The following is a 6,152-nucleotide window of genomic DNA, read 5'->3' as shown; positions in this document are numbered from 1 at the left end:
CCCGCCTGGCCCCACGGCGCCCGCGTTGTCCCCCCCCCCGGGCCTTGGCCGTGCAGGGCCCGACCCCCGCCCCCTTGGGCGACGAGGGCGCGGCCAATCATTGGCGCCTGAGCGACAGCCATGGCGTACCGGGCGTCGAGGTGTTCGTCTATGGCCAGTCGGGCGGCCCCTTCCCCGCCCGCCAGCATGTCGAGGCCAGCAAGGCCGTGGCCCGCATCCACGGCCTCGATCCGGCCCGCACCCTGTTCGTGCAGCAGTCGCAGGAGGCGATTGCCGCCGGCGCCTTCCACAATGACGTCGTCGCGGTCGCCAATGAGCGCGTTCTCTTTACCCATGAACAGGCCTTTGCCGACAAGCAGGCCTTCTACGCCTCGCTGCGCACGCTGTTGCCGTCGGTCGAGATCGTCGAAGTGTCCGCCAGTGCCGTCAGCCTGGCCGACGCGATCAAGAGCTATTTGTTCAACGCGCAGCTCGTCACGCTTCCTGACGGCACCATGGCGCTGATCCTGCCGAGCGAGGCGCAGGCGGTCCCGGCCGTATGGACCTGGCTGGAACAGATGATCGCCGGCAATGGCCCGATCCGTCGCCTCATCCCGGTCGATGTGCGTCAGTCCATGGCCAATGGGGGCGGCCCCGCCTGCCTGCGCCTGCGCGTGGTCGCGGATCCAAAGGATATCGACCCGCGTTTCCTGGTCGATGAGCCGCGCCTAGATGAAATCGCCCGCATCGTTTCGGACTATTGGCCCGAAACCATTGCGCCCGACGACCTGTCCGACACGCGCCTTATTGCCCGGATCGAACAATCATGGTTAAGCCTTGTTGACCATTTGCAACTTTCGGGCGACTTAATGCCTTAGAAGATGGACGAAAGCCTCGGATGAGTCTGATGGAACGGATCAAACGCCTCTTCACGATCAAGACCAAGTTCGAGGCTTTCCTCGTCATCTATGCGCTTGCGCTGGGCGCCAGCGAGCGCGGCGTGGTCTATATGCATCAATATCCCGGCGTCGGCGGCCAGTTGCTGGCCCTCGCCTGCTCCGGTGCCGTCTTCATGGCGGGCGGAAAAATGCTCGATGCCCTGGAACTCCAGCGCAGTTACGGCTCTTGATACTGTTTGAACACCATTGCTCGCAAAGCAACACCAGTTCGCCGCACATAAGGGATATTACTTAACCGTCATCCGTTGGTGGGGGTCTTTGTGCCTGCACCCAGATTTGGGAGAGGGTCAATTATGCCGGACGACATAAGCGACAGGAGTGTCACCGCCGCGGAGCTGGTCCGCAACTTCGCCCATTGGCGCGAGATCGGCGCGCGACACCCCCTGCTGATCACCCACCATGGCCGCGAAACCCATGTCTTCATGGGGCTGGACCGGTTCAAGGCGCTCGCCAGCCAGGACGAGTTCGACCAGAATCCGGATCGATTGCGCGAACTGGCGGTGCGCATGGCACAGGGCCTGATCCTGTGCCGCGCCGATTTTCGCATCGACCTGATCAATCCGGTCGCACTGGCCATGGCACGGCGCTGGGACCGTCGGCTTGAAGGGCAGATGCTTTGGGATGCGCTGCCAGAACTGGTCGGCACGCTGACCGAGGCGCATGCCCGGCATAGCCAGGTGTCCGGCGAAATCAGTGCTGCAGATATTCCCTCCCCCTTCCGCGACGATAGCTGGCTCCACGTCGAAACCTTTCCCTTCGCCGACGGGATCGGCCTGCTGCTGCGCGACATCACGTCGGACGTGCAACGCCATCGCCTGGCCGACGTCAAATCGGCCATTCTCAAGGCGATGGGCATCCATGGCGGCGTCGGTTATGCCCGCCTCTCCAACCGGGGTTTCATCGAATATGTCGATGCCACCATCTGCACCCTGGTCGGGCTGCCCGAAGCCCGCCTGATCAACGCCTATATGACCGACCTCATCGCCCTGCCACAGCGGCCGCAATTCCGCCAGGAACTGGAAGCCGTGCTGCGCGGCGAGGGCGACCGCCGGGTCCAGGCCCATCTGCTCACCAATGGCGGCGCCTTGCTTCCCATTGAGGGTGCTCTCGTTCAACTGCGCGGCACCTACGGAACGGAGGGCGTCGTGCTGGTAATGACCCCGCCCTGCTTGAGCGAAAACGACCAAGCCGGACCCCAATGATGTAAAATCCAGCGGTCATAGCGGATTTGTCTGTGTAGACCGTTCAGCATCTCCCCGAAATGTCCGAAAAGCCCCGAAAACGCGGCTTCGGATTTACACAATTCGCACAAAATGTGCGCGAATTTCGCATACCGCTTTTTGAATGTTGCGCCTTTATTGGAGTGACATGCGGAACCCTCCTCTCCATGCGGTGCTTCGCCTCGCCCGACTAGGCCAGGCCATGTCCCGTCATGAGCGTGGCAGCGTGCTTGTCGAAGCCGCCTTCGCCCTCCCCCTGATGATCATCCTGTTGCTCGGCATCCTGCTCTATGGTGGCTGGTTGATGACCGCCCATAGCCTGCAGCAGGCGGCCAATGACGCGGCACGCGCGGCCGTGGCCGGCATGACCGCGACCGAGCGCCGGGCGCTGGTCGACGAAAGCGTCAATGCCAGCCGCCCATCCTTTCCGCTGCCGGGGGCACAGACGATCGGCGTCGCGGCCAATTCCAATAGCGGCTATTATACGGTCACCCTGACCTATAATCTCAGCAACGCGCCCTTCTTTTCCGCCGCCATCTTTCCGATGCCCGCTGCCCAGATCCAGCGGAGCGCCGTCGTGCGGATCGCATCATGAACCGGCCGGGCTATCGCATCCGTCGCCTACTCACCGACAAGCGCGGTGGCATCAGCGTTCTGCTGGCGGGATCGCTATTCATGCTCGCCGGCGCCGCCACGGTGGCCGTCGACCTGGGATCGGTCTATCTCGCCAAGCGCCAGTTGCAGGGCGTGGCCGATGCGGCTGCGCTGGCGGCCAGCAGTGGCGGGCGATCGGCCGCCGAAGCCTTGCTGACCAAGAGCGGCGTGCCTGGCGTGTCCCTAGTGGCGGTCCAGACCGGTTATTATGACCAGAACAGTGCAGTCGCGGTCGGCAATCGCTTCGTATCGGGCGACCCGCGCGCCAGTGCGATCCAGGTCCAGGTCCAGCGACGCACCCCCCTGTTCTTCGGCCGCCTGCTGGTCGGCAAGGATGGCGTCGATGTGCGCGCCCATGCCACTGCAGCGCGCTCCGACGCGGCAGCCTTCTCCATCGGCACCGGCCTTGCCTCGCTCAGCGGCGGCCTTCCCAACATGCTGCTGTCGGCCCTTGCCGGGACGGAACTCAATCTGTCGGTCATGGACTATCAGGGGCTGGCCAACCTGAACGTCGACCTGCTCCATTTCGCCGACGCGCTCAAGGTCCGCACCGGACGCAATGATGCCGCTTATGGCGAATTGTTCGGCGCCAATATTCCCTTGTCCGACGTCATCGGCGCCATTGCCGACACTGCGGACAATAGCGGCACGGCCGCCCTGCTCCGCAATATCGGCGGCAAGCTGCCGGGCAAGAGCGTCCGCCTCAGCGATGTCATCGATCTGGGGCCGATGAAGGGGACCGGCAGTTCGACCGGCCAGCCCAGCCTGCTGCTCGACTCCTTCTCGATGCTGCGCATGGTGCTGAGCCCGCCATCCTCGACCGCCGTGCCACTGGACCTGACCCTGAACGTTCCGGGCCTCACCAGCACGCGGCTAAAGCTCATCACCGGCACCGGCCAGGCCAGCACCCCCCTGATCAGCATCACCAACGACAAGAATTTCATTTTGCGCACGGCGCAGACCCGCATCTTCCTGGAGAGCCGGGTCGCCACCCTGCTGACCGGGATCGCGACGATCCGCATCCCGCTCTATGTCGAACTGGCATCGGCCGAAGCGCAATTGTCGAATATCGTCTGCGACCAGGGCGCCATCAACAATGGCGTGACGCTGGCGGTCAAGCCGTCGATCGGGACGGCGGTGATCGGTGACGTCGATGAAGCCGCGCTCACCAATTTCTCGACGCCCGCCAATCCGCGTACCGCGACTCTGGCGTCGGTCCTCGGATCGCTGACCCAGGTCCATGCCTATGCCAATGTCGCGCTGGGCGGCGTGACCCAACAAAATGTGCTGTTCACGCCCAGCGACATTTCCGGGCAGCAGAGCAAGACGGTCAGCACCCAGGATCTGACCCAGGGCGTCGCCTCCAGCCTGGCCAACCAGACCAAGGTCACGGTGACGCTCGCCGGCCTGCAACTGCCGCTCAGCCCCCTGATCTCACCGGTTGCGGGCCTGCTGGGCACGACCGCGCCCATCCTGGACGACCTGCTGAGCAACCTCACCGCCATCCTTGGCGTGAAGCTGGGCACCGCGACGGTCAAGGTCCACCAGATGCGGTGCGGGATGCCCACCTTGGTCGCCTGATGCGCTAAGCGCTTGCCATCATTGCGTCCGGCTTGCAGGAACAGGCCATGGGCGCAATCATGCTGCAGGGAACCGGATCGGACGTCGGCAAATCGGTGCTGGTGGCGGGGCTATGCCGCGCCCTGCTCCGCCGGGGTTACCGCGTCCGGCCATTCAAGCCACAGAATATGTCGAACAATGCCGCCGTCACCGTGGACGGCGGCGAGATTGGCCGCGCACAGGCGCTGCAGGCGATCGCCTGCGGGATCGAGGCGCATACGGACATGAACCCGGTGCTGATGAAGCCCCAGGCCGACCGGACATCCCAGTTGATCGTCCATGGCCAGGTGTGCGGCACATTGGGCAGCGGCAATTTCCGCAGTGCGCGCGGACAGTTATTGGGTGCCGTGCTGGAAAGCTATGAGCGGCTGAAGGATCAATGCGACATCGTCGTGGTCGAAGGCGCGGGATCGCCGGCCGAGATCAACCTGCGCGCCGGCGACATTGCGAACATGGGCTTTGCCCGCGCCGCCGATGTACCGGTGCTGCTGGTCGGCGATATCGACCGGGGCGGCGTGATCGCGGCGATCGTCGGCACCAGGGCCGTGATCGACCCGGACGATGCCGCGATGATCCGCGGCTTCCTGATCAACAAGTTCCGGGGCGACCCCGCGCTGTTCGAAGATGGCTATCGCCAGATCGAAGCGCTGTCGGGCTGGCGCGGCTTTGGTGTTATACCCTGGCTGGCGGCAACCGCCCGCCTGCCCAGCGAGGATGCGGTGGTGCTGGAGCGGACAGCACAATCCGGAACCGCGCGCACCGTCATCGCCTGCCCCATCCTGCCGCGCATTTCCAATTTCGACGATCTCGACCCGTTCAAGCTCGATCCCGGCGTGGAGTTGCGCATGGTGCCACCCGGCCAGCCAATACCGGCCGAGGCCGCGCTGATCGTCCTGCCCGGCTCCAAGGCGACGATCGCCGACATGGCGGCCATGCGCGCGCAGGGCTGGGACATCGACATCTTGGCGCATCATCGCCGAGGCGGCGCGATCCTGGGCATTTGCGGCGGATATCAAATGCTCGGACGCCATATCGCCGATCCCGACGGCATCGAGGGATCAGCCGGCACGGTCGCAGGCCTGGGACTGCTCGACGTCGAGACGCGACTGTCGGCAGGCAAGCGGCTGGAACGGGTCGAAGGCGTGGCGCTGGGCGCCGTCTTTGGCGGCTATGAGATGCATATCGGCGAAACAACCGGCCCCGACAGCGACCGCCCCTTCGCACGCCTGGGCAGCAATGCAGACGGCGCGATCAGCGCCGACGGCCGGGTGATGGGCACCTATGTCCATGGCCTGCTCGCCAGCAGCCCGCTACGCGCGGCCCTGCTTGCCCGGCTGGGCGCCGATGGCGGCGTGGCGGATTATGACCAGTCGGTCGACAGGGCGCTGGATGCCATCGCCGCGCAATTGGAGGATCATCTCGACATCGAGGCAATCGTCGCCTTGGCACTCGGCTGAGCGCCCAGCTCCAGAAAGCCAAATGGGCCGGAAACCTTGCGGTTTCCGGCCCATTTTATTCCTGTGAAGGAATGGTGCACCCGGAACGATTCGAACGTCCGACCCTCAGATTCGTAGTCTGATGCTCTATCCAGCTGAGCTACGGGTGCGTTGTGGAGGCGCAGATATAAGGGCCCGGCTGATCTGGCAACCCCCAAAAATCATCAATGTGAAATTTATGCGAAAATCGCCGACAAAAGCCCGTATTTCCGGGACTTGCCTCT

General features: G+C 64.2%; 6 protein-coding genes and 1 tRNA gene. 6 read left to right on the top strand and 1 reads right to left on the bottom strand.

Annotated elements, in window-relative coordinates; translation table 11 throughout:
• The 6 genes from CG471_RS20800 to CG471_RS20775 form a co-directional block, all read left to right on the top strand.
• Positions 1-857 (top strand): N-succinylarginine dihydrolase (locus tag CG471_RS20800; protein WP_099233501.1); only part of this gene is annotated, 857 nt, incomplete at its 5' end.
• Between the two features lie 29 nt (positions 858-886).
• A complete protein-coding gene (locus CG471_RS20795) occupies positions 887-1,108 on the top strand; it encodes a hypothetical protein (RefSeq protein WP_029547748.1) in 222 nt (73 codons plus the stop codon).
• Positions 1,109-1,231: 123 nt separating this feature from the next.
• Positions 1,232-2,140, top strand: coding sequence for a PAS domain-containing protein (locus CG471_RS20790; protein ID WP_099233497.1), 909 nt, complete (start codon positions 1,232-1,234; stop codon positions 2,138-2,140).
• A 220-nt stretch (positions 2,141-2,360) separates the two neighbouring features.
• Entirely contained in the window at positions 2,361-2,753 is a 393-nt protein-coding gene (locus CG471_RS20785; protein WP_004207299.1) for a TadE/TadG family type IV pilus assembly protein, read from the top strand.
• On the top strand, positions 2,750-4,393 hold the full coding sequence (locus CG471_RS20780; RefSeq protein WP_099233495.1) for a TadG family pilus assembly protein: 1,644 nt from the start codon (positions 2,750-2,752) through the stop codon (positions 4,391-4,393). Before CG471_RS20785 ends, CG471_RS20780 begins: the two co-directional genes overlap by 4 nt.
• 47 nt (positions 4,394-4,440) lie before the next feature.
• The gene (locus CG471_RS20775) at positions 4,441-5,889 is read left to right on the top strand and encodes a cobyric acid synthase (RefSeq protein WP_099233493.1); all 1,449 of its coding nucleotides are present in this window, start codon (positions 4,441-4,443) and stop codon (positions 5,887-5,889) included.
• A gap of 72 nt (positions 5,890-5,961) precedes the next feature.
• Here CG471_RS20775 and CG471_RS20770 read toward each other — a convergent pair.
• Positions 5,962-6,038 (bottom strand) — tRNA-Arg (locus tag CG471_RS20770).
• Positions 6,039-6,152 lie beyond the last annotated feature (114 nt).

It is taken from the genome of Sphingobium sp. IP1 (assembly GCF_002708645.1).
GTDB lineage: Bacteria > Pseudomonadota > Alphaproteobacteria > Sphingomonadales > Sphingomonadaceae > Sphingobium > Sphingobium yanoikuyae.
Note: the sequence above shows the minus strand (reverse complement) of the source record. Positions and strands in the feature narration are given on the sequence as shown.

Coding starts and splice junctions, on each gene's coding strand:
- CG471_RS20790 (WP_099233497.1), top strand. CDS start 1,232: ATGCCGGACGACATAAGCGACAGGAGTGTCACCGCCGCGGAGCTGGTC.
- CG471_RS20785 (WP_004207299.1), top strand. CDS start 2,361: ATGTCCCGTCATGAGCGTGGCAGCGTGCTTGTCGAAGCCGCCTTCGCC.
- CG471_RS20775 (WP_099233493.1), top strand. CDS start 4,441: ATGGGCGCAATCATGCTGCAGGGAACCGGATCGGACGTCGGCAAATCG.
- CG471_RS20780 (WP_099233495.1), top strand. CDS start 2,750: ATGAACCGGCCGGGCTATCGCATCCGTCGCCTACTCACCGACAAGCGC.
- CG471_RS20795 (WP_029547748.1), top strand. CDS start 887: ATGGAACGGATCAAACGCCTCTTCACGATCAAGACCAAGTTCGAGGCT.